Here is a 25,907-nt window from a genome sequence, read left to right as displayed (position 1 = left end):
CCCAATTGTGAACAGGGTCATCCCTCGACCGAGTTCGGGGCAAACTTGTGTTCCCGAAGATTACAAATGCGTAAGAGAAGCCGGCGCCCCAACGCTGTTTCGTCGCGAAACCGCGGCATGGCGATCACGTTGCCGGGCGACCCCAGATATTGGCACCAGGTTACGACGCGCCGACGCTTGCAACGCCAACTTTCTAGGAGGGTGGCGGGCAACCGTGCCGGCTCCTTGCGTGGCGAGATGGCGCGCTGTCGCGTGACAGCGGCACAGCGTCCCAGAAGACCGACCATGGTTACGGCGTGGTCTGCGCCATCGAGGGGCGGGTGCACGGCGTCATCGCGGTCAGGCCGGGCAGCGGGGCGAGACTGCCTTGCCCAACCATGCCTGCGCCACTGGGGCGCAATTCGACGGTTACAACGTTCTCACCACAAGTGGCGGGCTCGACTACTGGCCACGCTTCCGCGGCTGGTGAGCGGATAAGTCAGGACGTTTCGCACAGCGCCGGTCTTGACCGCATCCCCTCCGGGGGGATAGCAATTGGGCATGACGGAACATGCTCACACCTCCCACCCCGACACCATCAAGCGGCTGAAGCGGGCGGAAGGCCATCTGCGCGGCATCATCACCATGATCGAGGCGGGCCGGCCGTGCCTCGACATCGCCCAGCAGCTTCATGCCGTCGAAAAAGCCGTCGGCCAGGCCAAGCGCACTTTGATCCAGGATCATCTCGACCATTGCCTGGAGGACGCGGTCGGAAGCCTGCCGCGCGCGCAGCGCCAGTCGATCGACGCGTTCAAGGAAATCACCAAGTACCTCTGAGCAGGCCGCCGGCCATGCGCCGGTCGCCGTGCTGTCCCAGAGTGCCTGATACCGCCAGAGCCCGACCGATGCTGCAGATCCTGTCCAACCGAACCTACCGGCATCTCTTTGCCGCACAGCTGATCGCACTGCTCGGCACCGGTCTTGCCACCGTGGCGCTCGGGCTTTTGGCCTATGAGCTGGCAGGACCCGATGCGGGTGTCGTGCTCGGCACCGCGCTGGCGATCAAGATGATCGCCTTCGTCCTCGTCGCACCTGTTGCCGCAGCCTTCGCCGAGCGGTTGCCCAGGCGTTCGATGCTGGTCTGCCTCGACCTTGTGCGCGCGGCGGTGGTACTGCTTCTGCCCTTCGTCACCGAGGTCTGGCAGGTCTATGTGCTGATCTTCGTGTTGCAGTCGGCCTCGGCCGGCTTCACCCCGGCATTCCAGGCGACCATTCCCGACGTGTTGCCCCAAGAGAAGGACTACACAAGGGCGCTGTCCCTGACCCGGCTTGCCTATGATCTCGAGAGCCTTGTCAGCCCCATCCTGGCGGCGGCACTGCTGACGGTGGTCAGCTTTCACGACCTCTTCGCCGGCACGGTCGCAGGTTTCCTCGCCTCCGCAGCACTTGTCGTCTCGGTGACGCTGCCGAGCCCGAAACCGTCTGTGCCGCGCGGCATCTATGAGCGCACCACCAGGGGCCTGAAGACCTATCTGGCGACGCCGCGGCTGCAGGGCCTGCTGGCAGTCAGCATGGCGGTGGCGGCGTCGGGCGCGATGGTGATCGTCAACACCGTCGTCATCGTGCAGGGCGAGTATGGCCTGACGCAGAAGGCGACCGCACTGGCGCTCGCCGCCTATGGCGCCGGCTCGATGACGGCGGCGCTGATGCTGCCCAGAATTCTCGACAAGGTGCCGGACCGCTCGATCATGCTGGCGGGCATTTCCCTTTTGGCTGTCGGGCTTGTTTCCGGCACGCTGGTGCAGGGTTTTGCCGGGCTCTTGCCGCTGTGGTTTCTGCTCGGTCTCGGCTATTCGATGGCGCAGACGCCGGCGGGCCGGCTGCTCAGGCGCTCGTCGCACGCCGAGGACAGGCCGGCGCTGTTTGCCGCGCAGTTCGCGCTGTCGCATGCCTGCTGGCTGATCACCTATCCGCTGGCCGGCTGGCTCGGCGTCTCCGTCGGCCTGCCCATGACCTTCGTCATTATGGCCGGCATCACGGCTGCGGCGGTCGCCACGGCGCTGGCGCTGTGGCCGTCATCGGACCCCGAAATCGTCGACCATCACCATCACGGCCTCGCCGATGACGACCCGCACTGGACCGAGGGTGGACATCGTCATGGCCACCGCCATGCCCATGGCTTCGTCATCGACACGCTGCACCAGCAATGGCCGCGCCACGGCTGAGGCGCCAAGCGCTCGTGCCGCAGTGACTTTGCGGCGGCATTGTGGCATGGCGCTGACATGAAGGGGATCCGGCTCATCTTGCGGGACAGGCTGTCGGCTGGCGTCATCGCCGGCATGATCGCCTTCATGCTGCTGTTCCAGGCGCTGCTTTCGGGCGCCGCTTCCGGCGCCATGGCCGCGTCCGCCGCCGACCCGCTCGGCGTGATCTGCACCATGGACGGCATGGGCCCGGCCGGCGGCGACACCAGGCCCGCCCGCAGCCCGGCCGAATGTCCCTGCGGCACGCTCTGCCAACTGGCCGTCGGCGTGTCGCCCGGACTGCCGGGCGAACAGCTTGCTTTCATTCTCGAACGGCCCGAAGCGCAAGGCACTGTCGTTGCCGAACCAGGGCAGCCTGCGCCCCAGGGCCAACGCGGCCTGATCGCCGAGGCGAGAGCGCCTCCGTCTGTCTCCGTCTGACGTCGAACCCTGCGGGCCGATAGGCCCGTGCTTCCACGCTATGGAGACAACAATGTCCGATACGACCCTCGGACGGGAGAACGCCGTCGCGCGCTCCGCGTCCAACCTTTACCGCGCCGTCTGGCGCTGGCACTTCTATGCCGGGCTGATGGTGCTGCCCTTCATGATCACGCTCGCCGTCACGGGCGGGCTCTATCTGTTCAAGGACGAGATCGACACCTTAGTCTACTCCGACCTCAAGCGCGTTGCCGTCGAGCAGACCAAGGTAACGCCCGAGGTCATGGTCGATGCCGCACTCGCTAACTATCCCGGCACGGCGGTGAAATATCTCGACCCGGCAACGCCTGGGAGTTCGGCCGAAATCACCGTCGCATCAGCCGATTTCGGCAAGCTCGCCGTCTATGTGAACCCTTATGACGGGTCGGTGCTGGGCGCCTTGCCCGATCGCGGCACCATCATGTGGACCATCCGCTACCTGCACAGCCTGAAATATTTCGGCGACGGCGCGCGTCTGCTGATCGAACTTGCCGGCGGCTGGTCGATCCTGCTTGTCGGCACCGGCATCTATCTGTGGTGGCCGCGGGGCAAGAAGGGCGGGGTCGTTTCGGTGCGCGGCAGGCCGAAGAACCGCATGTTCTGGCGCGACCTGCATGCGGTGACCGGCCTGTTCGCAGGCGTCTTCATCGTCTTCCTGGCGATCACAGGCATGCCCTGGTCGGGCGTCTGGGGCGAAAAGGTCAATGAATGGGCCAATGGCAGCAATTTTGGCTACCCCTCGGGCGTGCGCGTCGACGTGCCGATGTCGGGCGAACATCTCGACCATGTCGCCAAGACGTCGTGGTCGCTGGAGCAGGCCAGGCTGCCGGAATCGTCTGTGGCCGCGGGCACGCCGATCGGGCTGAACAAGGCCGTCGAGATCTTCGACAGGCTCGGGCTGCATCGCGGCTATACGGTGGCGATCCCAGGCAAGCCGACCGGCGTCTACACCGGCTCGGTCTATCCGGATGCTGCCAGCCAGCAGCGGGTGATCCATCTCGACCAGTATAGCGGCGAGCCGCTGATCGATATGGGTTTTGCCGATTACGGCCTCGGCGGCAAATGGATGGAGTGGGGCATCTCGGTGCATATGGGCCAGGAGTTCGGGCTGGTCACCCAGCTCGTGCTGCTGGCCGCCTGCCTCGGCATCGTGCTGCTTGCGGTGTCTGCCGGGGTGATGTGGTGGAAGCGCCGTCCGGCCGGCTCGCTCGGCGTGCCGCCGCTGCCCGACGACCCAAAGGTGTTCCGCGGTCTGATCGCCATCCTTGCCTTGGGCGGCATCGCCTTTCCGCTCGTCGGTATATCGCTGGTGGTGATGCTCGTGCTCGACTGGGCCGGCATCAGGGTGATGCGACCACGCTTCGCCTGACATGCTTTGCCTGACAGGCTTTGCCTGACAGGGGGGGCGCCGCCGCTTGATCGGCGGCGGCCGCCTTGGCGCTGCTCGGTCGTCGGGCTAAGCTCACGCGCCGGCGTCATCGGCCGGGAGCAAGCGAGGACGAACATGCGGAGAGCATTTCGGGGAGCATTTCTGGCAGCACTGCTGACGCTGACCATCGCCACGCCTGTGATGGCGACCTCAGGGCCGGGCTGCCTTGTGGTGGTCAATGTCGCCAGGAATGATGCGCTCAACATGCGGGCGCGGCCCTCGGCCAATGCCCGCATCGTCGACGTGCTGCCGCCTGAGACGCACGGCATCATCCATCTCGACGCCGCCTGCCGGCCGGCGAGCGCCCCTTGGGCGAGCCGCTGGTGCCCGGTCACCCATTACAATGGCGACCGCACCACCAAGGGCTGGGTCAAGGCGCGTTTCGTCCGCGACAGCGACTGCCCGTAAGGCTCGAACGGCTTTCGCCAGCAAGCTGGACCAACCGGCTTTGCTTGACCCGAGGCCTGTCCTGGGGCACTGACGCCGTCCCGAAAAAGCCCTCGATCCGGGACCGGCCCAAGACCGGGATCGGTCCAAGGTCAAGGCTGGGCCAAGGTCAAGGCTGGGCCAAGACAAAAACAGGCAGGACAATGACAGCCGGCAAGCATGGCGGCCATGCAGGCATCGCATTCGCGCTCATCGTGACAAGCACCGTGCTCGGCATCGCCGGCACCGACCTCGTGCTGCCGGCCGTGCCTGGCTTGCCCGAGGTGCTGGGCGGTAGCTATGCCCAGGCGCAGTTCGTGCTGGCGGCCTTCGTCACCGGCGCTGCCGTTGGCCTGCTTGTCTTCGGCACGCTCGGCGCGCGGTTCGACCAGCGCCGCCTGCTGGTCGCTTCGCTCGTCGCTTATGGCCTGATCTCGGCGGCCGCAGGTTTCAGCACTTCGCTCGACATGCTGATCGGCCTGCGCTTCCTGCAGGGCGCGGCGGGTTCGGCCGCAGCGGTGTTCGCGCCGGGCATGATCCGCGCTTTGTTCGGCGACGAACGCGCGGTGGGCAAGCTCGGACTGCTCGGTTCGATCGAGTCGCTGACGCCGGCGCTGGCCCCCGTGGCCGGCGTCTGGCTTTTGTCGCTCGGCGGCTGGACCATCTCGTTCGACGTCATTGCCACCCTGTCGCTGCTTCTGGCCGCCGCCGTCGCCTTGTTGAGCCGCCACCTGCCGGCGCTGATGACCGGCAAGGGTGCAGGCGGTTATGCCCATCTTTTGCGCGACGCCGTCTTCCTGCGCTATGCGGTGAGCCATGCCTTCACCCTGGGGGCTCTTCTGGTGATCGTCTTTGCCGCGCCCACGGTGTTCGTGGCGGCGCTGGGCGCAGGCCTCAAGGACTTCATCATCATGCAGATGACTGGCATCGCCACCTTCATCGTCGCCGCCAACTGGACCGGCCGGCTGACCGGGCGCTTCGGCGCCGAGCGGATGATCTGGTTCGGCACCGCACTTTCCGCCCTCGGTGGCGTGGCGATGCTGGCCTATGCGCTGACAGGCGGGGCCAACACGCTGGTGGTGACGGCGCTGTTCGTGCCGTTCAATTTCGGCCTCGGCTTCCGCGGCCCGCCCGGCTTCCACCGTGCTGTCGTGGCCTCGCAGGGCGACGATGCCAGAGGTGCTGCCCTTGTCGTCGTGGCGATCCTCGGCACCACGGCGGCGGGCACGGCGGTTGTTGCGCCCTTCATCACGCTCGGCCTGTTGCCGCTCGCCATTGTTGCTGCGGCACTGGTGCTGGCGGCGCTGCTGCTGCTGGCCGTCATCCCACCGCTGAAGGGCAACTGAGCCGCGTCGGTGCGGTCGCCGGCACGGGGCTGGACCGGCGCAATCTCCTTGATTTCGTCACCCAACCGGCTGATGGTCCGGCCATGGAGTGGCGCGACGAAGGAATCATCCTCGGCACCCGCAAGCATGGCGAAACCTCCGCCGTGCTGGAGGTGATGACGCGCGCCCATGGCCGGCATCTCGGCCTGGTGCGTGGCGGCCGCTCGCGCAAGCAGCAGCCGGTGCTGCAGGCCGGCAACCGCGTCGAGCTGATCTGGCGCGCCCGCCTCGACGAGCATCTCGGCACCTTCCAGGCCGAGCCGATCGAGCTCAACGCAGCCAGGCTGATCGACAGCGCGGTTGCCGTCTATGCGCTGCAGACACTCGCCGCCCATCTCCGGCTGCTGCCCGAGCGCGACCCGCATGCCGGCCTCTACGAGACGCTGGCGATCCTGATCGAACATCTCAACGATGCCGACGCCGTCGGCGAACTCGTGGTGCGCTTCGAGCTGCTGGTGCTGGACGAGCTCGGCTTCGGCCTTGATCTCTCGGAATGCGCCGCCACCGGCGCGCTCGAGGAGCTGACTTATGTCTCGCCGAAGTCGGGCCGCGCCGTGTCGCGCGCGGCCGGCGAGCCATGGCGTGACAAGCTGCTGCCGCTGCCACATTTCCTGCAGCGCGGGGCGCGGCAGGGCGCCGACCTCAAGGCGATCGAAGATGCCTTCCGGCTGTCGAGCTTCTTCTTTGCCCGCCATGTCTACGAGCCGCGCGGCATAGAGCCGCCGGATGCGCGCGGCGGGCTTCTGACGGCGCTGCGGAAATTCCACGCTGCCCGGGCCATTTCGCCCGGCGCGATTTCCCATGGAGACACTGCCGCATGAGCGAAGTCGAACTGTTCCCCGGCCTGGTGTCTCCGCTTGGCCTGGGCACGATCCCGCATGAGGACGTGCACCTCTATTCCGGCACCGAGCTTTTGCAGCGCGTCGTCGACGGGCTCTACCCCGCGCCGCCGATCGCGGCTGCGATGAATTTCGGCCTGACCGAGGTCGAAGCCGGACGCGCGGTGTTTCGTGGCCTGCCCGGCGAACGTCACCTCAACCCGCTCGGCTCGGTGCATGGCGGCTGGGCGGCGACCTTGCTCGATTCGGCGCTGGGCTGCGCCGTGCACAGCACGCTCGACAAGGGCGAGGCCTACACGACCGTCGAGTTCAAGGTGAACCTGACCCGGCCGATCACGCCGAAAACCGGCGAAGTGGTCTGCGAGGGCCGGGTGATCCACAAGGGCCGCACGCTTGCCGTGTCGGAAGCGACGCTGAAGGACAAGGACGGCAAGCTGCTGGCCTTCGGCACCGAAACATGTTCGATCTTTCCGGTCGCCAATCTGGCGGCGCGGTAAGCCGGCCAATCTGAGGGGGAACGGCCATGCTTGAGAGCCTGTTGGGCGTCATCGCCATCGTGGCGCTGTTCATCATCATTTCGAAGCAGCACAGCCGGCTCGGCCTGCTGGAACGCGAGTTGGGCGCACTGCGTTCGCTGGTGCTGTCGGGCGCCGTGCCGGCGCCTGTCGCCAAGCCGGTGGAGGTCAAGCCGGTCGAGGTCAGGCCGGCGGAGGTCGCGGCCGAGACGGTGAGCGAGGTGCCCGAAGCGCCGGCGGCGGCTGAACAGCCCGCCGCAGCGGCGCCGGAAACGATACCGGAGACAGCCCCTGCCGAAGAGCTTCCCGTGGCGGCGAATGTCGAGGCGGATGCGGCAGCTTCCGGGCCGTGGGCGTCCTCTCGCGCCGCGCCGGCACAGTCAGCCGCGCGTGCTGCGCCCGACATCGAAACAACGCTCGGCACCCGCTGGGCGGTGTGGGTCGGCGGCCTGGCGCTGGCCTTCGGCGCCGTGTTCCTGATCAAGGTTTCCATCGAATCCGGCATCTTCGGTCCCGGCCTGCGCTTGAGCATGGCCGCACTGCTCGGACTGGTGCTTGTCGGCGGCGGCGAATTCATCCGCCGCACCGGCTACCGCGTGCCGATCCAGAATGGCTCCAATGCCTATATCCCGGCGATCCTGACGGCGGCGGGCGCCTTCACCCTGTTCGGCACCATCTATGCCGCGCATGGCATTTACGGCTTCATCGGCGCCGGCCCGGCCTTCGTGCTCCTGGGCATCGTCAGTGTCGCGACGATTGCCGCGGCCCTTGCCCATGGCCAGGCGCTGGCCGGCCTCGGGCTGCTCGGCTCGATGGTGACGCCGGTGCTGGTGGCGTCGACGGCGCCGAACTACTGGGCGCTGTTCGGCTATCTCGCCATCGTGCTGGTGGCGACGACTGCGGTTGCCCGCACCCGCCGCTGGTCGCTGCTGATGGGGGCTGCCTTCATCGGCACCGGCCTGTGGACGCTGCTCTATCTCGCCGACGCCCCGCTGGCGAGCTTCGCCGTCGTGCTGTTCATCAGTGCGGTGACGCTTGGCGCGCTGGCGTTTGTGTGGCTTGGCCGCGACGAGGAGCCATCGGCGCTCGACTGGCCGTCCATGGTGCCGGCCTTTTTCGTCGCCGTGACCGCCGTCGTGCTGTTCATCCACCCGACCTATGCCTCGCTTGGCGGACCGCTGCGCGGCACCGTCCTTCTGGTCGGCATGCTGGCGGTGGCGCTGTATCGCCCGCAAGCTTTGTCCTTGCTGTTTGCCGCAGGCATCGCCTCGGTGTTGATCTATCTGCGCAACGCGCTGGGCGGCACCTTCGACCTCGACCTGCCGATCGGCGCGCTGACCGTCGAGGGGCTGCCGATCGAGGTCGCCGGCTCGTCGCTGACGCCAATCGGCTGGCTGCTCGGGCTGGTCTTTGCAGCGGCCGGCCTGTGGAACGCACGGCGCGAGGTCGTGGCGGCACCCTGGCGTGCGGCGTCCTGGGCCGGCTGGGGCGTTGCGGTGCCGCTGGCGGTGCTGTTCTCGCTCTGGCTCGCTTATGGCAATCCCGACCGCGATCTCCTGCGCGCGCTTCTGGCTGTCGTCATGGTTGCCGCCTTCGTTGCCGGTGGCGAATGGATCGCCCGCAGCGAGCAGCCGCCGCTGACCGGCGGGCATGCCGTGTCCTTCGCCCTTGGCGGGGCAGGGGTGGCGCTGCTGCTCGCCCTGCATATGGGTTTCGGCTCGGGCTGGACGACGGTGCTGCTGGGGGCTGCCGCCGCACTGCCGGCGCTGGCGACCAGGCAGCGCTCCTATCCGGTGCTCGGCTGGCTGAGCGTCGCTGCGGCCGTTGCCGTGCTGGCGCGCATCGCCTTCGACCCGACAATCGTCGGCGCCGACGTGCTGGGCACCACGCCTGTGTTCAACTGGATCCTGCCGGGCTATGGCATCCCGGCGGCAGCCTTCGGTTTTGCCGCCTGGCAGCTGGCGCGCACCACCGATGGCCGGCCGCGGCTGGTGATGGAGGCGGTGGCGGCGCTGTTTTCGCTGCTGACGCTGGCGATGCTTGTGCGCCACGCGATGAATGGCGGCGTCATCACCTCCGACGTGCCGACGCTGGCCGAGCAGGCGATCTACACGCTGATCGCGCTTGGCGGCGGCGCCATGCTGGTGGCGCTCGACATGCGCTCGCCGAGCCCGGTGCTGCGTTACGGCTCGCTCGGCATCGGCGTCGTGTCGGTGCTGTCGATCGTCGGCCAGCACTTCCTGGTGCTCAACCCGCTGTTCACCAATGAGAGCACCGGCACCATCGTCTTCTTCAACCTTCTGTTCCTCGCCTATCTGCTGCCGGCGGCCGCCGCCGCCGGCCTTGCGCTCTATGCCCGCAACAAGCGGCCGCACTGGTATTCGGCTATGCTGGCGCTGGTCGCGGCCCTGCTGGTCTTTGCCTATGCCACGCTCTCGGTCCGGCGGCTGTTCCAGGGCGAGCATATCGGCATGTGGGCCGGGCTCGGTCAGGTCGAGACCTACAGCTATTCGGCGCTGTGGCTGGTCATGGGCGTCGGTCTGCTGGTTGCCGGCGTGACGCTGAAGTCGCAGGTCCTGCGCATCGCCTCGGCAGCGCTGATCTCGATCGCGGTGGCCAAGGTATTCCTGTTCGACATGTCCGAACTGGAAGGCGTGCTGCGGGCGCTCTCCTTCATCGGCCTGGGCGGCGTGCTGATCGGCATCGGCCTGTTCTACCAGCGCCTGCTGACGCGGGCAGCGCGCTGAACCTGTCGGGCCGGCGTGTCAGCGCCGGCCTCGCTTCCAGCGAGCCAATCTTCACGATGCGTTGCCTTCAGCTGCGGTTCGGTTGATCCCTGGCCGCGCCTGTCCGCGCGTGTCAGCACAACAAAGGCTTAATGAAGATTACCGAAAAGTTACCGCTAAATAATTGATTTTATTATATTCGATGCAATGTTGCTGCAATGCAGGAGGCTCAGGTTACGCTCGCAACCAATGATATGGTGCACGGGACTTGGCTGGCGGGTTCTCCCCCCGTTGCCGCTGCGTCGAGGCCCGTCAACGGGCTGCGAGGCTCCTGCTTCGCAGCCCCACGCAAATGTCGGAGCAAGATCTATCATGTCCACGCGAAATCTGTTTTTCGTCGTATTCGCTGGCCTCGCGCCTTTCGCCATGCCTGCAATGGCCGCTGACATCGCCCAGAACTATGAGGCGCCGCAGGATTTTTCCAATCAGGCTTACAACTGGTCAGGCACCTATGCCGGTGTCCATCTCGGCTCGGCCTCCTCGGGCTTCCCGAACCCGTTTGCCGACAAGAGCGGCTGGCAGCTCGGCGGCCAGGTCGGCACCAACTTCCAGTCCGGCTCGATGGTCTATGGCGCCGAGCTCGAAGGCAGCTATTCCAAGGGTTCGAAGTACAATCTCGGCGGCGGCGCCGAATTGCAGCGCACCTGGAACGGTGCCGCCAAGGTCCGCGCCGGTGTCGCGCTTGACCGCACGCTGGTCTACGGCACCGCGGGTTATTCGATGGCCAAGTTCAAGGGTAAGGGCAACGTCATTTCAGACGACAAGTGGGAAGGCGGCTACCTTGTCGGCGGCGGCATCGAACAGGCGTTCGACGGCGGCCTCAGGGCCCGCGTCGAGTACAACTATGTCAACTACGGCGACGTCAACGCGGTGGTGAAGGGCGGCGGAAAACGCAGCGAAGACCTCGCCAGCCACAGCGTCAAGCTCGGCCTGAACTACGGCTTCTGATCAGTACTTTCCGGACGCTCAGGTCGCCCGGGAGGAGATTGCCCGTCAAGGCGCTGGCCAGCGTCCCGGTCCTCCAGGGGGACGCGAGCCGCGCCGGCGACGGTGTCCCAGCACATCGAAGGCAGGTCCAGCTCCCGATCGGCCTGTTTTCGATGATCGGGCAATGCCCGGAAAGGATGCATCATGTCTGTGTCACGTTTACTGGCCTGTGCCGTAGCTGCCAGCCTGCTCGCAAGCTTGCCGGCGCAGGCCGGCAGCCCACATTTCACACCATCATCGGCTACGCAGGTGCATCTCGTCGGCGGCTATTGGGACGACGATGACGACATCGACTGCGACTGGCCGCGCGACCGCTACGAGCGCCGCCAGTGCGAGCGCTGGCGCGACAGGCAGGACCGCCACGATCGCCGCAAGCGCGACAAGGACACCGAAGCCGCCATCGGCCTCGGCATCCTCGGCCTGGCCGTCGGCGCCATCGTCGCCGGATCGGTGGCCGAGCAGAATTCCCGGGATCGCCAGCGCGACCAGTGGAGCGGCCCGTGCCACCGGCGCTACGGCTACGACCGCCGCAGCAACAGCTTCATCGGCGAGGGCGGCCGCCGCTTCTACTGCCGCTAGGGGCGGGCAGGCAGATCACTCCGCCGGGGCCAGCACCGCCGGCCGTGCGACCGGGCGTTCCTTGATCGGCCAGTGCACGGCGGCGGCAAACAGGCCAAGGATCACACCGAGCCACCAGACCGGGTCGTAGGACCCGAAATGGTCGTAGAGATAGCCGCCGAGCCAGACGCCGAGGAATGAGCCGATCTGGTGCGAGAAGAAGACGATGCCGCCGAGCATGCCGAGATGGCGGGTGCCGAACATGATGGCGACGAGGCCGTTTGTCGGCGGCACCGTCGACAGCCACAACAGGCCCATGATGATGGCGAAGACGACGACTGACGTCGGTGTCTGCGGCACCAGCAGGAACACCGTCACCAATATCGAGCGGGCAATGTAGATCCAGGCGAGGAAGTGCGGCTTGGAATATTTCTGGCCGATGACGCCGGAGGCGAGCGAGCCGATGACGTTGAAGAAGCCGATCAGCGCAAGTGCGATCACGGCGTAGCGCGCGTCGATGCCGATGTCCCTGATATAGGCCGGGAAGTGGGCGGTGATGAAGGCGACCTGGAAACCGCAGACGAAGAAGCCGGAGACCAGCAGGAGGTAGCTCTTGTGGGCGAAGGCCTCCGACAGCGCCTGGCCGAGCGTCTGCTCGATCTCGGCCTGCGAAACCTTGCCGGAGCGCGAATTGCCGACAAGCGGGATCGCCAGCACCGGGATCACCAGCATGGCGATCGACATGTAGACCAGCGTGTCGGACCAGCCATAGGCGTCGATCAGGCCCTGGCTGATCGGGGCGAAGATGAACATGCCGGCGGAACCGGCGGCGGTGCCGATGCCGAACACGATCGAGCGGTTCTGCGGATTGGTGTTGCGGGCGAAGGCGGCCAGCACGATGCTGAACGAGCCGGCGGCAACACCGAGGCCGACGAGCACGCCGCCGCCGAGATGCAGCATGCCGGCGCTGTCGGCATGAGCCATCAGGTAGAGGCCGAGCGCATAGAGCACGGCACCCAGCGTCAGCACGCGCCAGCTGCCGAAACGGTCGGCGATGGCGCCGAAGATCGGCTGGCCGAGGCCCCAGCACAGGTTCTGGATCGCCATGGCGAGGCCGAAGGTGGTGCGGTCCCAGCCCTTTTCCGCAAGCATAGGCAGCTGGAAGAAGCCCATCGCCGAGCGCGGGCCAAAGGTCAGCGCTGCGATCAGGCAGCCACAAATGATGATGAGCCAGGGTATTTTCGACCCCGACCTGGTGTTCACCGCCGCTGCCGTCATCGTCAAATCTCCCGTGAGTGGAATGTTTTTACCCGATCCAGCGCGATGTTCAAAATCAATTGAACTAGGGAAATAGTTCAAGAATTCTGATGTGTCGGGAAGAGAATGGCGCAGCCATTCGTTAGTTGTGCGCTTGGGTGGCCGGGGTGGCGAAAGCCATGGCCAGGCGCTTGCGCAGCGCAGCCAAGCCGCGTTCAATTGGGCGCGTTCAATCGGCGTGGAAGAGGACGGCTTGCGATCCCGGGTCATGGACGACAAGAAGGCAGCGATACTTCAGGAAATCCCCCGCCTGCGCCGCTATGCCAGGGCGCTGCTGCGCGACCGCGATTCCGCCGACGATCTTGTCCAGGACAGTCTCGAGCGCGCGCTTTCGCGCATGGACAACTGGCGAACTGGAGAAAGCCCCAGGAGGTGGCTGTTTACGATCATGCATCATCTCTTTATCGACCAGATGCGCAAGGTCAGCCGCCGCGGCGAAGCGGCGATCCTGCCGCTCGAGGCAAGCGAGGCGCTGGCAACGCCGGCGATCCAGTCCGAGAGCGTGGCCTCGCGCGAGATCGTCGACGCGTTGCAGCAGATCAGCCCCGACCGGCGCGCGGCTCTGGTGATGGTGGCGATCGAAGGTTTTTCTTATGCCGAGGCCGCAACCATGCTCGGCGTGCCGGCCGGCACGCTGATGTCGCGCATCGCGCGTGGCCGCGAGGAACTGCGCGGGCTGCTTGACGACCAGGCACGCCGGCGGGCGATAAGGATCGTCGAGAAATGAGCGCGCGCAGCTTCACCGACCGTGACATCCATCTGGCTCTCGATGGCGAGCTGCCCGAGGACGAGCGCGCCGCCTACCAGATCTGGCTGGAAGCCAATCCCGACATGAAGGCGAGGAGCCTGCGTTATGCCGCCGACAACGCCGCCTTGCGCAACCTGTTTGCCGGTGTGCTCGAGGAGCCGGTGCCGGCACGGCTGGTAACGGCGGTCAATGGCGAGGGGCCGAGGCGCAAGCAGGCGACGCCGTGGTGGCGCATGGTGGCGGCAGCTTCATTGCTGATCGCAGGCGGTCTCGGCGGCTATCTTGCCGGCATGAGCGGCCTTGGCATCGGCGGCGATTCCGACGATCGCATGGCCCAGCTGGCGATCGCCGCCCACCAGACCTTTGCCGCAGACAAGAACCGGCCGGTCGAGGTCGATGGCAGCGACCAGGCCTATCTGACCGGCTGGCTCTCCAAGCGCACCGGCCTCACCCTGGTGGCGCCCGATCTCAGCAAGGACGGCTTCACGCTGCTCGGCGGCCGCCTGGTGCCGGCGGATGGCGCAACCGCGGCGCTGATGCTTTATGCCGACGCCGACGGCAACCGCATCTCGGTCTATGTCGTGGCCGAAGGCACCGAGCGGAGCAAGGGCACCTTCACCCTGGCGAGCGGCGGCCCCGAGGCCGTCTACTGGCAGGACGAAGGTTATGGCTGCGCCATCGTCGGCACGCTGCCGCCCGAGCAGATGGGAACTGTCGCCAGGAACGCCTACAAGCAGCTGATCGCCGGGGCGGCGCGGACGTGAGGGTGGCGCGGTTGGCGGGTGTGTCGTTGGGCGTCGTGGCTTGAGCGTCATGGCCTGATGCTGATGCCTGATCCTGATCGCGTGGTACCTGGTGCCTGATCCTGATGGCCGATGGCTGATCCTGATCGCTTGATCCTGATGGCTTGCGGCCGTTGGCAGCTCACGGCATGGATCCTAGGGTCTACGCAGTTCGTTGCGCTTCCTGCTTCGCCCTAGGATGACGAAGGCAGGGGAGTTATCCGCCAATCGCCAACGTTTCCTGTTGGCGGAAGCCTTCGAGCCAAGCGTCGGAGATTGGCCGACAACGTCTACGCCTTCGTCATCCTAGGGCGAAGCAGGAGCGCAGCTCCGTCGCGGAGACGCTAGGATCCATGCCGTGACGGTCAAACGGCCACACGCCATCAGGATCAAGCCGGGAGAGACGGTAACGGCTTCACCGTTAACCCACATGCGCAACGCGGCGATCACCAGCTGCCGAGGTCGGGAAACAGGGGGTACCGGCACCATCTGATTTCACCATCCCACCCACGAGATTCATATGCCTGACCGGCCGCCGCCCATGTCACAATAAGGCCCGAATCGAGGCGTGACTGCGCAGGGCAAATGCGGGGCGCGCCGGCGCTTCGCGGGACATTCCTTCAGGGCTCCTCCTGCCCAGACGAGGTTCTCAGGACCAGATGGTTGCCGACATTCGTACGGCCCGCGCTGAAGATGTCGATGCGCTTGTCGCCATCGAGAATGCCGTCTTTCCGGGCGACAGGATTTCCCGCCGCTCCTTCCGCCAGCTGATCGATCACGAAACCGCCGAAGCGCTGGTTGCGGAAAGTGGCGGCCGTCTTGTCGGCTACGCCATGGTGCTGTTTCGCAAGGGCAGCGGCGTCGCCCGGCTCTATTCCTTTGCCATCGCCCCCGACTTCGGCGGCAAGGGCATCGGCCGCCTGCTGCTCGATGCTGCCGAGGACGTCGCCTACGGGCATGGCCGCATGCTGCTCAGGCTCGAGGTGCGCCAGGACAATGCCCGCGCCATCGGCCTCTATGAAAAGAACGGCTACCGCCGGATCGGCCACGAGCCCGACTATTACGAAGACGGCATGGCGGCGCTTCGCTACGAAAAGACGCTGCGCGGCGACGTGCCCGTGGCCACCAGGGTGCCGTTCTACGCCCAGACCTGCGATTTCACCTGCGGCCCGTGCTGCCTGATGATGGCGATGGCCAATTTCGACCGCACATTCGTACCCGACCCGGTGATGGAGGTCAGGCTGTGGCGCGAGGCGACGACGATCTTCATGATGTCGGGGCCGGGCGGCTGCGAGCCGTTCGGGCTGGCGGTGGCAGGGCATGAGGCCGGGCTTGGCGCCGAGATCTTCGTCTCGGCCGAGGGCGCCTTGTTCCTGCAGTCGGTGCGAACAGCCGAAAAGCGTCGGGTGATGGAGCTGGCCCAGGCCGACTTTCGCGCCCGCGCCGAGAAATACGCCATCCCCGTGACCTACCGTCCCTTCGCGCTCGACGACATCAGGGCCAGGCTCGCTCAGGGCAAGCTGGTGCTGGTGCTGATCTCGGGCTTCCTGATGTTCGGCAAGAAGGTGCCGCACTGGGTGCTGGCCATCGGCGACGATGGCGGCCACATCCTGATCCATGACCCGTGGATCGAGGACGAGCAGCGCGAGACGGCGTCGGACGCCGCCAATATTCCCGTTCCCTACGACATCTTCATGCGCATGGCGCAGTTCGGCCGCGACGGCCTGCGCGCCGCAATCACTCTCGGAAAGCCTTCGAAACGATGACCTGGGTCATTCTCACCGGCCGGCAAAGCGATCTCGACCAGGCGGCGACGCCGCACAAGATCATCACCAACCGCGACTATCTCGCCCACCCCTCGCTGTTTCGCGGCCAGCGGCCGAAGATCATCAACCTGTCCAACCGTTATACCTATCAGAGCCGGGGTTATTATGCCTCGCTGCTGGCCGGCTCGCGCGGCCACAAGGTGATCCCGACGGTCGAGACGATGATCGACCTGTCGGAACGCAAGCTCTATGAAAACGCGCTGCCCGAACTGGAGCTGGCGCTGAACAAGTGCCGCAAGGATCTCGGCGGCTCGTTTCCGGCCAAGGTGACGATCTTTTTCGGCATCGGCCCGTCCAAGGCCTGGGATCGCTTCAGCAGGCTGTTGTTCGACTGGTTCCGTGCGCCGGCGCTGGAGGTGGCGATCAAGGACGGCGAATGGGCCTCGATCCACAGAATAGGCTTTGCCGCACTCGGCCGGCTCGATGATGCCGACAAGAAGCGCTTCGTTGCGGCGCTGGAGACCTATACCAGCCGGGAGTGGCGCGACACCAAGGCGCGCACGCCGTCGCGCTACACCTTCGCCACGCTGATCGACCCCAACGAGCAGCTGCCGCCGTCGGAGATCGCCTCGCTGCGCCACTGGGCCCGCATCGCCGAAAAGATGGGCGTCGAGGTCGAGCCGATCACCAAGAAGGACCTGGCCAAGCTCGCCAATTACGACGCGCTCCTGATCCGCGAGACGACCTCGATCTCCAACCATACCTATCGCTTCGCCCGGCGGGCGCAGCAGGAGGGCATGCCTGTCATCGACGACCCGCTGTCGATGATCCGCTGCACCAACAAGGTCTATCTCAACGAGCTGATGACCTACAACAACGTGCCGGTGCCGCCGACTGTCATGATCGCCGGCGTCTCGGACCTGCAGCTCGCCGCCGACACGCTGGGCTTTCCCTTGGTGCTGAAGATACCGGACAGCTCGTTCTCTCGCGGCGTCAAGAAGGCGTCCAATTTCGACGAGCTGAAGGCGCTGGCAACCGCCTGGCTCGAGGATTCCGACCTGTTGATCGCACAGAAATTCATGCCGACGCACTATGACTGGCGTGTCGGCGTGCTCGGCGGCCAACCGCTGTTTGCCATCCACTATCTGATGGCCAAGAAGCACTGGCAGATCGTCAACCACGACCGCGCCGGCAAGCCCGACGAGGGCGGCATCAAGACGTTCACGCTGAAGCATGCGCCGGCGCATGTCATCGACACCGCCGTGCGTGCCGCGCGCTGCATCGGCGACGGGCTCTATGGCGTCGACCTCAAGGAGACCAAGGAGGGCGTCTTCGTCATCGAGGTCAACGACAATCCCAACCTCGACCACGGCGTCGAGGATTCTGGCGAAAAGGATGAGGTCTGGGTGCGCCTGACCCAATGGTTCCTCGACCGGCTGGAGCGCAACGGCAAGTAGCCTCGAAAAACATTATACCGAACGGTTGACTATTCGGATTTGCGGCCATATATTATACCTTATGGTTGAACATTCCGAACATCTTGACGCGGTCTTTCACGCGCTGTCCGATCCGACCCGCCGGGCGATGCTCCAGGGGCTGGCCAAGGGGCCGCGCAATGTCGGCGACCTCGCCGCACCCTTCGACATGACGCTTGCCGCCGCCTCCAAGCACATCAAGGTGCTGGAGAAGGCCGGGCTCGTGCGCCGCAGCGTGCAGGGGCGCACCCATGTCTGCAGCCTCGACGCCATGCCGATGCATGCCGGCGTCGAGTGGATGCGGCACTACGAGAAATTCTGGAACCAGCAGCTCGACGTCCTCGAAGCCCTGCTCGTCGCCGAGGACCAGGCCGCGGCGACCAAATCATCCGAATCCACTGAAGCGAAGAAGAAAGGGAAAAGGTCATGAATATCCATACTTCTTACGGCGTCGTCACCGAGCCCGGAACCGTGCGCATCGAGCGCCTGCTGCCGGGCCCGATCGAGCGCATCTGGAACTACCTCACCGACTCCGACAAGCGCAGCACCTGGCTTGCCGGCGGCCCGATGGAATTGCGAGCCGGCGGGCAGGTCGAGAACCTGTTCCGCAACTCCGAACTGACCCGCAACGACGATCCGCCGCCCGCCCATCTCGCCGCCTTTGCCGAACACCGGGTGCCGGGCGAGATCATCGCCTGCGAGCCGCCGCATCTTTTGGCCTATAGCTGGGGTGGGGCTGCGGAAGCCGGCGAAAGCTCCGAGGTGCGCTTCGAGCTTGAGCCGCGCAACGACAAGGTGCTGCTGACGGTCACCCATCGCCGGCTCACCGACCACGGCGCGATGCTCAATGTCGCCGCCGGCTGGCACACCCATCTCGGCATCCTGGCCGACAGGCTCGAGGGTCGCGAGCCCGACGGCTTCTGGCGCACCCACACAAGGCTTGTCGGTGAATATGCCGAGCGTATCGGCAGTGCGGGTGGAGCGTGACATGTCGCTCGTGAACCGCGTTGCGGTTGTCTACGGCGGCGGCGGTGCGATCGGCGGCGCCGCCGCCCGGGCCTTCGCCCGCGACGGGGCGCGTGTGTTCCTGGCCGGGCGGACGCGGGCCAAGATGGAGGCGGTGGCCGGCGACATCCGGGCGCTGGGCGGTGACGCCGACATCGCCGTCGTCGATGCGCTGGACGAGGATGCGGTCGAACGCCACGCCGACATGGTGGCGGCCAAAACAGGCGGCATCGACATCGCGCTCAATGCCATCGGCATATCCCATGCCCAGGGCACGCCGCTGGCGGAGCTGTCCTATGCCGATTTCGAGCTGCCTGTCGCAGCCTACACCAGGACCAACTTCCTGACCGCCAAAGCGGTGGCGCGGCACTTCAGGGGCAAGGGCGTGATCCTGACCCTGTCGACACCGGGCGCGCGGCTGTCGGGCGCAGGCTTTCTCGGCAATGGCGTGGCAAGTGCGGCGGTGGAGGCGTTTTCGCGCATCCTTGCCGGCGAGCTCGGGGCGCAGGGCATCAGGGTGATCTGCCTCCGGCCCGACGCCATCCCGGAAGCGATTGACGTTTCGCATGTCCGCGCGGCCTTCGAGGGTTTTGCGCAGCGCGCGGGCATGTCGGTCGACGCCATGCTCGCTGCCCGCGCCGCCAGCGGGCCGTTGCTCAGGCGCTTTCCGACACTGGCCGAGATCGGCGATTTCGCCGCCTTCGCCGCATCCGACCGCGCCGGCGCGATGACCGGGGCGATCGCCAATCTGAGCTGCGGCACGCTGGTCGACTGACTGCTTGCCAAGTCCCGTGCCCCCTGATCTTCTCCCACGGAGAGTTGGGGGCACGGACAAAAGATGCTTTTCTTTGTCATCGAGGATTTTCGCGGGCGCGACCCGAAGGCGATTTACCGCCGCTTCCGCGACAAGGGGCGGCTGGCGCCCGAAGGCTTCATCGTTCACCACAGCTGGATCGCCGCCGACATGAGCCGTTGCTTCATGCTGGTGGAGGCCGAAAACGTGACGTTGTTGCAGCGCTGGGTCGTCGAATGGGCCGACCTTGTCGGCTTCGAGATCGTGCCGGTGGCATCGAGCAAGGACACCGTCGCGGGGCTGGCGCCGCATCTCTGAGCCGCCTCGCTCGAAGCAGGTGTGGGAAGCATCGTTCTACCCGCTTGACGCGAACCCCTGCTGCCATGAATGCTGCCGCAATCAGCAGAGGAAACAGGCATGGCATTGAGCGGTGCAAGCAACGACTACCAGCGCAAGCGGCAGCAGGGCGAGAGCGCCAGGGTCGAGTTCGTCGAGCTGTTTTTCGACCTCGTCTTTGTCTTTGCGGTGACGCAGCTGTCGCATTTCCTGCTCAAGCATCTGTCGGTGCAGGGTGCGCTCGAGGGACTGCTGATGCTGGTCGCCGTCTGGTGGGTGTGGAACTACACCGCCTGGGTGACCAACTGGCTCGACCCGCGCAAGGCGCCGGTGCGCGGCATGCTGTTTGCCCTGATGCTGGCCGGGCTGATGCTGTCGACCTCGATCCCCGAGGCGTTCGAGGGGCGTGGCCTGCAATTCGCGCTCGCTTATGTCGTCATGCAGGTCGGGCGCACGCTGTTCGTGATCTGGGCGCTGAAGAACCATAACCGCGACAACTACCTCAATTTCGTCCGCATCGGACTTTGGCTCACATTGTCGGGCGTGTTCTGGATTGCGGGCGGCCTGGCCGAGCCCGAGAACCGCTTCGCGCTGTGGGCAGTGGCCCTGCTGATCGAACTGGTGTCGCCGGCGCTCGGCTTCTGGACTCCCTGGCATGGCGCTTCCTCGACCACCGGCTGGGACGTCGAGGGCGGCCACATGGCCGAGCGCTCGGCGCTGTTCATCATCATAGCATTGGGCGAATCGATCCTGGTCTCCGGCGTGACCTTTGCCGAGCTCGAACTGAACTGGGTCAACCTGGCGGCATTCCTGACCACCTTCTTCGCCTCGGTGGCGATGTGGCTTGTCTATTTCAACGTCGGGCAGGAACTCGCCCACCACAAGATCGCCTCGGCCGCCGACACCGGCCAGATCGCCCGTGTCGCCTACACCTACATCCCGGTCATCCTGGTCGCCGGCATCATCGTCGTGGCGGTGTCGGACGAGCTGGTGCTTGCCCATCCGCTCGGCCATGCCGAGCCGGCGCTGATCTGGACGGCGATCGGCGGCTCGGCGCTCTATCTCGCCGGCAACCTGCTGTTCAAATTCTACGTCGTCGGCCGCGCGCCGCTGTCGCATGTCATCGGCATCGCCATCCTTGCGGCCATGGTGCCCTTTGCCAGCCACATGTCGCCGCTGGCGATCGGGGCGGCGACCACTGTCGTGATGGTGCTGGTCGCCGTGCTCGAACTCAGGGGGCAGCCGGCTCACATTGACCATCACGCGGACTAGAAGCCTGGATCGAGGCTAGCCGCGCAAGCCTTGGGCGATGAGCAGCACGCCGCCGACGACAACGACCGCGTCGAGGATGGCAATATGGGCCCGGTTGGTGAGGCCGGATGCGAGCCGCTTGGCGATGAAGGCGCCCGGTGTGGCGCACAGGCCGATGAGCAGGGCCATCACCACCGACGACAGCGGCAGGAAGCCGGTGGTCTGGAAGACCATTGCCTTGGCGAGGCCAAGCGCCATCGAAATGCCGGCGTCGGATGCAATCACCGCCCTGCCGCCAAGGCCGGCGGCCAGCAGGATGGTGATGAGGACGACGCCGGCCCCCGATGTGCCGCCGGCAAGCAGGCCGTAGCCCAGCCCGGCGGCACGCAGGCCGCCGCCGCGGAGATTGCCGCGGGCGCACAACAACAAATGCCTGACCGGCACCAGTATGATCAGCATCGCTCCGATGAGCAGGGTGATAGCAGGACCTGAAAGCAGCGTGTAGCCGTAGGCGCCGGCAAGACAGGCAGGCAAGGCGAAAGCGCCGACGATAACGGCCGTGCGGCGGTCGAACTCGGTGTGGAAGGCGGCCAGTCTGCTGCCGTTCGTCATCAGCGCCGAGACGCTGATGATCGGCACCACCGCCTCGGGCCCGACAATCGGCAGCAGGACCGGCGGCAGCAGCAGGCCGGTTCCATAGCCGGTGATGCCGCCAAGAGTGGCAGCGCAGAACGACACCACTGCCACCAGCAGATATTGCCACAGCGCTACGTCACCAAGGGTCACGACTCAGCCCCGCCCGATAGGAGTTGCCTAGCCGTTCTCAAGCAGTCGCGGCCTGCCGGCAAGGCTGCACTTGACGAACTGGTGCCTTGGGAACCCATTCCCTGGCTTCTGGATCGCAACGATGCCTGGTGTACTATCCCCGCGAGATTTCGCTCCGGGACGTTACGACATGATCCTCATCGGCCAGTATGACAGCCCTTTCGTCCGCCGCGTCGGCATCGCTCTCAGGCTCTACGGCATCCCGTTCCGGCATGAGACATGGTCGGCCTTCGGCGACGCCGACAAGATCCGTGCCTACAACCCGCTGACCCGGGTGCCGACGCTGGTGCTCGACGATGACGAGGTGCTGATCGACAGCCACATGATGCTCGACTATCTCGACCACCTTGCGCCTTCAGGCGAGGCGATGTTCCCCCAGGCCGAGCCGGCCCGGCACCAGGCGCTGAAGATCGCGACGCTGGCCACCGGCGTCGGCGAGAAGGCGGTCAGCCTGTTCTACGAGAAGCGGCTGCACACCCACGTCTCGGAGGTCTGGGTCGAACGCTGCCGCACGCAGATCGCCTCGGTGCTCAAGGTTCTGGAGGCCGAGCGCGCCAAACGCGGCAGCGCCTGTTGGTTCGGCGACCGCATCGGCCATGCCGACATTGCCGTTGTCTGTGTCCTGCGCTTCATCAACGACGCCCATCAGGGCCTGCTCGACATGGCCGAATTCCCGGCACTCGCCGCCGATGCGGCACGGCTCGAGGCTATGCCGGTGTTCAAGGAGATCAGCCAGGAATTCATCCCGCCGGCCTGAGGATTTCCGACGGATGATGTGGCCCGAAAGTGTCACATGCTCGGGATCAGGCTCAGCCGACGCGCAGCTTCTCGATCGCGGCAAAGCGCTTGAGGAAGGCCTCCTGCACCCGTCTGGCCGGCTGCGGCGCAAGGTCGAGCCCGTCGGCGGTGATGCCGCGCGGGCGGCCGAAGAACTCGGTCGCCTCGGTGACCGAAAAGCCGGCAAGCACTGTCGCCTCGAAATAGGCCGATATCTGGTCGGCGCGCTTGATGTCTTTCTTCAGCCCCTGGCCGATCTCGGCCGGCAGGCCGACGCGCAGATGGATGGCGTGCTGCAGCCGCTCCTCGCAGGACTTGTAGCCGCCGCCGACGACCGACTTGAACGGCGAGATCATGTCGCCGATGACATATTCCGGCCCGTCATGCAGCAGTGCTGCCAGCAGCGCCTCGGGTCCTGCATCAGGCACGATCCGGCGGAAGATCTGCTCGACCAGCAGCGAGTGCTGCGCCACCGAAAAGGCGTGGTCGCCCGAGGTCTGGCCGTTCCAGCGCGCGACACGCGCCAGGCCATGGGCGATATCTGATATTTCGACGTCGAGCGGCGAGGGGTCGAGCAGGTCGAGGCGGCGGCCCGACAGCATGCGCTGCCAGGCACGCGGCGGGGCGCCGGGACGGTCGGCCATGGCTCAGGCGTCTTCCGCACTGGTGGCTTCGGGATAGGTGAAGCTGGCCCAGGCAGGAATGGCGAGCGCTACGGTGACGTCGCCGGCGGTGATGGCGCTGCCGGCGTCGAGCGCTGCCTTGACCCTGTCGATGCGGGCGATGGCGAGGCCGTTCGAGCCGTCGACGGAGCCGAGCGTGCCCAGAACCTTGCCGTCGGCCTTGAGTTCGGTGCCCGGCGCCGGCAGGCCTGAAGCAGCCGAGACGAGCAGCACGCGGCGGCGGGCGGTGCCGCGATGTTGCATGCGCGACACGACCTCCTGGCCGATGAAACAGCCTTTCTTGAAACCGATGCCGCCCATCTGGTCGAGCAGAACGTCATGCGGGAAGGCGTCGGAGAGCGCGTAGTCGGGGCCGCTTTCGGCGACGCCATTGTCGATGCGGAATGCGTGCCAGTCGGCCTCGGAGGCGCTAGGCGTGGGGGCGGTGCCGTAATGGCGGAACACAGGCTGCTGGAAGCGGCTGTCGCGGACAGTTGAATCAGAGTGCGAGATAGCTGAATCATCTTGCCACGTAACCGCGATATGTGGCTGATCCTGCTTGGAAATATCGGCCTTGGCGCGCAGCCGGTAGAGCATCAGGCGGCGGACGAAATCATCCGCAATGTCGGCCCGGCATTCCAGCCTGAGCGTATTGTCTGTGCTGCGCGAGACCAGGAAATCGAACATGATCTTGCCTTGCGGGGCGAGCAGCGCGCCGGGCCTGGCTTCACTTTTGCCGAGCGCATCGAGGTCGAGCGTCAGGATGTTCTGCAGAAAATGCTCGGCATCGGGGCCGGAAACATCGATGATGGCGCGGTCGGCGAGGATGGCTGTCGGCATGGACCTGATCTTGCATTTCGGAGAGCCATTACGTAAGCCGCAGGCAATTCCCAGACAAGGGCACGCGCGACATGGCTACCACCTTCGATCTCATCCTCAAGGGCGGCACGGTCGTCAATCATGACGGCAGCGGCGTCCGCGACGTCGGCGTCACCAATGGCAGGATCGCCGCCATCGGCGATCTCGGCCGCGCTTCGGCCGGCGAGACCATCGACTGCACCGGCCTGCACATCCTGCCCGGCGTCGTCGACAGCCAGGTGCATTTCCGCGAGCCGGGGCTGGAGCACAAGGAAGACCTGGAGAGTGGTTCGCGCGCGGCCGTTCTCGGCGGCGTCACCACCGTCTTCGAGATGCCCAACACCAACCCGCTGACGACGAGCGAAGCGACGCTGGCCGACAAGGTCAGCCGGGCGACCGCGCGCATGCATTGCGACTTCGCCTTCTGGGTCGGCGGCACGCGTGACAACGCCGGCGACGTCGCCGAGCTGGAGCGTCTGCCGGGCGCTGCCGGCATCAAGGTGTTCATGGGCTCGTCGACCGGCGACCTTCTGGTCGAGGACGACGAGGGTGTCGCCTCGATCCTGCGCAACACCCGCCGCCGTGCTGCCTTCCACTCGGAAGACGAGTTCCGCCTGCGCGAGCGCCAGAACCTGCGCGTCGAAAACGACCCGTCCTCGCACCCGATCTGGCGCGACGAGATCGCAGCACTTCAGTGCACCGAGCGGCTGGTACGCATCGCCCGGCAAGAGCGCGCCCGCATCCACGTGCTGCACATCTCGACGGCGGAGGAAATCACCTTCCTCGAACAGCACAAGGACGTCGCCACCTGCGAGGCGACGCCGCATCACCTGACCATGAGCGCGGACGACTATGCCCGTCTCGGCACGCTGTTGCAGATGAACCCGCCGGTACGCGCAGCACGTCACCGCGACGGCATCTGGCACGGTATTTCGCAAGGTATCGTCGACGTGCTCGGCTCCGACCACGCGCCGCACACGCTGACTGAGAAGGCCAAGCCTTACCCGGCCTCGCCCTCGGGCATGACCGGCGTGCAGACGCTGGTGCCGATCATGCTCGACCACGTCAATGCGGGCCGGCTGACGCTGGAGCGCTTCGTCGACCTTGCGAGCCACGGCCCCAACCGCATCTTCGGCATGGCCCGCAAGGGCCGCATCGCCGCCGGCTACGACGCCGACTTCACCGTCGTCGACATGAAGCGCAAGCAGACCATCACCAACGCCCAGGCCGGCTCCAAGGCGGGCTGGACGCCTTATGACGGCAAGCCGGTCACCGGCTGGCCGGTCGGCACCATCGTCCGCGGCATCCGCGTCATGTGGGAAGCCGAGATCACCACGCCGTCGCAGGGCAGGGCGGTGGAGTTTTCGGAAGCCGTGGTGAAGTAGTCTTTCCTCCCGCCGTTCGTGGGCGAGATCGGACTGCAGCTCTGGCTATGGAGGTCGCCGCGGTTACGCGACCCCAAGGCCCGACAATCCTGCCATCCGCAAGCCGCCTCTCCAATTCGTCATCCCAGAGGCTTGCCCGACGATCCATGCCGTGAAGGTGAGGAATGCGGAGAGGGCGGAAGAAAGAGCACCTGTTTGCTCGCTTGAACACAGTTGCCATGCCGTTGCTAGAAGATCGACTGGTGCGAAAGCCCTGTGAAAGCGGAGCCGGCGATCGGGAGTGCCCTCCACATTTGCCGGCCG

General features: G+C 66.0%; 26 protein-coding genes. 22 read left to right on the top strand and 4 right to left on the bottom strand.

The window, feature by feature from the left end:
* Positions 1-540: 540 nt before the first annotated feature.
* From SLT36_RS22015 to SLT36_RS21965, 11 genes are all read left to right on the top strand, one after another.
* Positions 541-816: a metal-sensing transcriptional repressor gene (locus tag SLT36_RS22015; RefSeq protein ID WP_432284434.1), complete on the top strand. Its 276-nt coding sequence runs from the start codon at positions 541-543 to the stop codon at positions 814-816.
* Positions 817-884: 68 nt separating this feature from the next.
* Positions 885-2,204: an MFS transporter gene (locus SLT36_RS22010; RefSeq protein ID WP_432284433.1), complete on the top strand. Its 1,320-nt coding sequence runs from the start codon at positions 885-887 to the stop codon at positions 2,202-2,204.
* 57 nt (positions 2,205-2,261) lie between these two features.
* On the top strand, positions 2,262-2,663 hold the full coding sequence (locus tag SLT36_RS22005) for a DUF2946 family protein (RefSeq protein ID WP_432284432.1): 402 nt from the start codon (positions 2,262-2,264) through the stop codon (positions 2,661-2,663).
* A 52-nt stretch (positions 2,664-2,715) separates the two neighbouring features.
* Positions 2,716-4,068, top strand: coding sequence for a PepSY-associated TM helix domain-containing protein (locus tag SLT36_RS22000; protein ID WP_432284431.1), 1,353 nt, complete (start codon positions 2,716-2,718; stop codon positions 4,066-4,068).
* Positions 4,069-4,203: 135 nt separating this feature from the next.
* The gene (locus SLT36_RS21995; RefSeq protein ID WP_432284430.1) at positions 4,204-4,536 is read left to right on the top strand and encodes a hypothetical protein; all 333 of its coding nucleotides are present in this window, start codon (positions 4,204-4,206) and stop codon (positions 4,534-4,536) included.
* Between the two features lie 182 nt (positions 4,537-4,718).
* The gene (locus tag SLT36_RS21990; RefSeq protein ID WP_432284429.1) at positions 4,719-5,900 is read left to right on the top strand and encodes an MFS transporter; all 1,182 of its coding nucleotides are present in this window, start codon (positions 4,719-4,721) and stop codon (positions 5,898-5,900) included.
* Positions 5,901-5,983: 83 nt separating this feature from the next.
* Positions 5,984-6,760 (top strand): DNA repair protein RecO, encoded by a 777-nt coding sequence (gene recO / locus SLT36_RS21985; protein WP_432284428.1) that lies wholly within the window; start codon positions 5,984-5,986, stop codon positions 6,758-6,760.
* The gene (locus SLT36_RS21980; RefSeq protein ID WP_432284427.1) at positions 6,757-7,275 is read left to right on the top strand and encodes a PaaI family thioesterase; all 519 of its coding nucleotides are present in this window, start codon (positions 6,757-6,759) and stop codon (positions 7,273-7,275) included. Before recO ends, SLT36_RS21980 begins: the two co-directional genes overlap by 4 nt.
* A 26-nt stretch (positions 7,276-7,301) precedes the next feature.
* Complete coding sequence (locus tag SLT36_RS21975; protein WP_432284426.1) at positions 7,302-10,040, top strand: DUF2339 domain-containing protein; 2,739 nt, start codon at positions 7,302-7,304, stop codon at positions 10,038-10,040.
* A 351-nt stretch (positions 10,041-10,391) separates the two neighbouring features.
* Positions 10,392-11,027, top strand: coding sequence for an outer membrane protein (locus SLT36_RS21970; RefSeq protein ID WP_115732901.1), 636 nt, complete (start codon positions 10,392-10,394; stop codon positions 11,025-11,027).
* Between the two features lie 183 nt (positions 11,028-11,210).
* Complete coding sequence (locus SLT36_RS21965) at positions 11,211-11,645, top strand: hypothetical protein (RefSeq protein ID WP_432284425.1); 435 nt, start codon at positions 11,211-11,213, stop codon at positions 11,643-11,645.
* Positions 11,646-11,660: 15 nt separating this feature from the next.
* Here SLT36_RS21965 and SLT36_RS21960 read toward each other — a convergent pair whose 3' ends face one another.
* Positions 11,661-12,902 (bottom strand): MFS transporter, encoded by a 1,242-nt coding sequence (locus SLT36_RS21960; RefSeq protein ID WP_432284424.1) that lies wholly within the window; start codon positions 12,900-12,902, stop codon positions 11,661-11,663.
* Between the two features lie 247 nt (positions 12,903-13,149).
* Between SLT36_RS21960 and SLT36_RS21955 the strand changes: the two genes are divergently transcribed.
* From SLT36_RS21955 to SLT36_RS21915, 9 genes are all read left to right on the top strand, one after another.
* Complete coding sequence (locus SLT36_RS21955) at positions 13,150-13,668, top strand: sigma-70 family RNA polymerase sigma factor (RefSeq protein ID WP_432284423.1); 519 nt, start codon at positions 13,150-13,152, stop codon at positions 13,666-13,668.
* Positions 13,665-14,453 carry an anti-sigma factor family protein gene (locus SLT36_RS21950; protein ID WP_432284422.1) on the top strand — a complete coding sequence of 263 codons (789 nt, stop codon included), beginning with the start codon at positions 13,665-13,667 and terminating at the stop codon, positions 14,451-14,453. Before SLT36_RS21955 ends, SLT36_RS21950 begins: the two co-directional genes overlap by 4 nt.
* Positions 14,454-15,130: 677 nt before the next feature.
* A complete protein-coding gene (locus SLT36_RS21945) occupies positions 15,131-16,237 on the top strand; it encodes a peptidase C39 family protein (RefSeq protein WP_432284421.1) in 1,107 nt (368 codons plus the stop codon).
* A complete protein-coding gene (locus SLT36_RS21940; protein ID WP_432284420.1) occupies positions 16,234-17,694 on the top strand; it encodes a RimK family protein in 1,461 nt (486 codons plus the stop codon). The genes SLT36_RS21945 and SLT36_RS21940 overlap by 4 nt, the downstream gene beginning before the upstream one ends.
* A gap of 61 nt (positions 17,695-17,755) precedes the next feature.
* Positions 17,756-18,142, top strand: a complete 387-nt coding sequence (locus tag SLT36_RS21935) for an ArsR/SmtB family transcription factor (RefSeq protein WP_432284419.1) — start codon at positions 17,756-17,758, stop codon at positions 18,140-18,142.
* Positions 18,139-18,699, top strand: coding sequence for an SRPBCC family protein (locus SLT36_RS21930; RefSeq protein ID WP_432284418.1), 561 nt, complete (start codon positions 18,139-18,141; stop codon positions 18,697-18,699). The genes SLT36_RS21935 and SLT36_RS21930 overlap by 4 nt, the downstream gene beginning before the upstream one ends.
* A gap of 1 nt (position 18,700) precedes the next feature.
* Positions 18,701-19,492: an SDR family NAD(P)-dependent oxidoreductase gene (locus SLT36_RS21925; RefSeq protein WP_432284417.1), complete on the top strand. Its 792-nt coding sequence runs from the start codon at positions 18,701-18,703 to the stop codon at positions 19,490-19,492.
* A gap of 63 nt (positions 19,493-19,555) precedes the next feature.
* Positions 19,556-19,828 carry a DUF3303 domain-containing protein gene (locus tag SLT36_RS21920; RefSeq protein ID WP_432284416.1) on the top strand — a complete coding sequence of 91 codons (273 nt, stop codon included), beginning with the start codon at positions 19,556-19,558 and terminating at the stop codon, positions 19,826-19,828.
* Between the two features lie 99 nt (positions 19,829-19,927).
* On the top strand, positions 19,928-21,118 hold the full coding sequence (locus SLT36_RS21915; RefSeq protein ID WP_432284415.1) for a low temperature requirement protein A: 1,191 nt from the start codon (positions 19,928-19,930) through the stop codon (positions 21,116-21,118).
* Between the two features lie 15 nt (positions 21,119-21,133).
* Here the strand turns inward: SLT36_RS21915 and SLT36_RS21910 are convergent, their stop codons facing one another.
* Complete coding sequence (locus SLT36_RS21910) at positions 21,134-21,883, bottom strand: TSUP family transporter (protein ID WP_432284413.1); 750 nt, start codon at positions 21,881-21,883, stop codon at positions 21,134-21,136.
* Between the two features lie 169 nt (positions 21,884-22,052).
* Here SLT36_RS21910 and SLT36_RS21905 point away from each other — a divergent pair, with 169 nt between their 5' ends.
* The gene (locus SLT36_RS21905; protein WP_432284412.1) at positions 22,053-22,679 is read left to right on the top strand and encodes a glutathione S-transferase family protein; all 627 of its coding nucleotides are present in this window, start codon (positions 22,053-22,055) and stop codon (positions 22,677-22,679) included.
* A 52-nt stretch (positions 22,680-22,731) separates the two neighbouring features.
* On the opposite strand, the gene SLT36_RS21900 is transcribed toward SLT36_RS21905, so the two are convergent.
* Both SLT36_RS21900 and SLT36_RS21895 read right to left on the bottom strand, forming a co-directional pair.
* On the bottom strand, positions 22,732-23,343 hold the full coding sequence (locus SLT36_RS21900; RefSeq protein ID WP_432284410.1) for a hydrolase: 612 nt from the start codon (positions 23,341-23,343) through the stop codon (positions 22,732-22,734).
* A 3-nt stretch (positions 23,344-23,346) separates the two neighbouring features.
* Positions 23,347-24,201 (bottom strand): YgfZ/GcvT domain-containing protein, encoded by an 855-nt coding sequence (locus tag SLT36_RS21895; RefSeq protein WP_432284409.1) that lies wholly within the window; start codon positions 24,199-24,201, stop codon positions 23,347-23,349.
* Positions 24,202-24,272: 71 nt separating this feature from the next.
* Between SLT36_RS21895 and SLT36_RS21890 the strand changes: the two genes are divergently transcribed.
* Entirely contained in the window at positions 24,273-25,604 is a 1,332-nt protein-coding gene (locus SLT36_RS21890; protein ID WP_432284408.1) for a dihydroorotase, read from the top strand.
* The last annotated feature ends 303 nt before the right edge of the window (positions 25,605-25,907 follow it).

This window comes from Aminobacter sp. BA135, assembly GCF_050859125.1.
In the GTDB taxonomy this organism is placed as follows: domain Bacteria; phylum Pseudomonadota; class Alphaproteobacteria; order Rhizobiales; family Rhizobiaceae; genus Aminobacter; species Aminobacter ciceronei.
The sequence above is the reverse complement of the archived record's forward strand: the minus strand, read 5'-3'. Positions and strand labels throughout refer to the sequence as shown.